Origin of the sequence: Dietzia sp. NCCP-2495 (assembly GCF_026011735.1) — a bacterium.
Classification (GTDB): domain Bacteria; phylum Actinomycetota; class Actinomycetes; order Mycobacteriales; family Mycobacteriaceae; genus Dietzia.
This window is the reverse complement of the sequence record NZ_BRVN01000055.1, coordinates 1-1,600: the sequence shown is the minus strand read 5'-3', so window position 1 is coordinate 1,600 and position 1,600 is coordinate 1. Positions and strand designations below refer to the sequence as shown.

At 67.9% G+C, this 1,600-nt stretch carries 1 protein-coding gene; it reads left to right on the top strand.

The genetic code is table 11. The features are described 5' to 3' along the window. Positions 1–362: 362 nt before the first annotated feature. The coding region (locus OPF83_RS17330; RefSeq protein WP_264888896.1) for a 13E12 repeat family protein at positions 363–1,600 on the top strand (1,238 nt) is incomplete at its 3' end.

Genomic DNA, 1,600 nt, shown 5'->3' with positions numbered 1-1,600 from the left:
ACGACGACAACGACTACGCCGGCTCCGTCCCGTCTGAGGGTTTTCACTCGCCTGCCGATTCACCTTCCTCTGACGGTTCACCGCCCTCCGCCGACTCTCGCCCCTTCCCCGGTTCCTCCTCCGCCGCTGATTCTCGCCGCTCGACCGATTCCCGCCCCGTCGCCGGTGCGCCTTCCCCTGCTGACTCCCGATCCCGATCCCGATCCCGATCCCATTCCCGGTCCCAGTCGTCTGCCAGCCCTGATTCCGGTCCGGGGTCGTATGCGGATGCGCCGTCGACGGGGTCGGGTTCGGGGCGTATTGGTGCGGTGTCGGGGTCTTCGCGTGCGGCGCGGGTGGCGTGGGAGGCGGAAAATCGTGCGGTGGGTCAGCGTCTGGTGGCGGCGCATCAGGTGATGCTCGACTGTCTGGCGTTGCCGGAGTGCATCGAGGATTTTGATCGTCCTGGTCATTCTGTGGTCGATGCGGACGTGATGGCGCGCTCGCATCTGATCGCGATGTTCCCGGTCACCGACTATGTCGCCGAGGCGATGTTGTCGCTGGCCGCGGACCTGCATTTCCGGTACCCGGCCATCCTCAAGGCCATGCTGGACGGGCGGATGGACCTGGCCGCGGCGAAAGTACTGGCCGAGCAGATGAGCACCGTGGATGACGAGTTCGTGTTGCGGGTGCAGCAGGAGGTGGTCGACGACTATCTCGACGCGGTCGAATCCGGTAAGCGTCCCACCCGCAAAGCCATCCGCTCCCGGATCGACGAGATCATCTCCCGCCGGGACCGGGCCGCGGTCCGCGAACGCAAAGCCGACGCCGGACGCGACCGAGGCGTGAGCATCTCCAAGGGCCGTGATGGCATGTCCTCGCTGTACGCCCAACTGCGTGCCGATGAGGCCGCCGTCCTGGCCGAAGCCCTCGAAAACAAGGTCGCCGCCGACAAAGCCGCCGAAGACGCCGCCGCCGAAGCCGAAGCAGCGGCTGAGGCAGCACACACTTCCGGCGCCAGCGACACCACCTCCGGCGCCCAGCCCGGCCAGCCCGGCCGGGATGGCGACGAGCCGTACAGTCACAAGCAGCGCATGGCTGATGCCCTGATGTCGTTCGTCTGCGGCGACGCCACAACCGGTGACACGGACTCTGATTCCGGCGCCGCATCCGGCAACGCTTCAGACACCACCGGCACCGGCACCGGCACCGGCACCGACACCGACACCAGCACTGGCAGTGACGCTGGCACTGGCACTGGCACTGGCACCGACACTGGTGCTGGCGCTGCGTCCGCCGCTGCTGCGGGCGGTTCTGCGGGGTCGGTGGTGTTGCGTCCGAAGGTGACGATCATCGCCCCGGCCGGGCGGGGTCGCTGGTTCGATCGGGCTCATGTGGAGTTCGCCCGCAGCGGCGAGGCCGCTCTGTTGGCGGTGCTGGAGATGTTCGCCGCCTCGGATGCCGCGAGCATCCAGTATCTCGATCCGGCAGCCGGGGTGGCTGACGATCCCGATCAGGCGTTGCGGTACCGGCCCGGTACGGCGTTGGCCACCCGGATCCGGATGCGTGACGGTAGTTGCCGCCACCCGGGCTGCACGGTGAAGATCGAGGCCTGTGACCT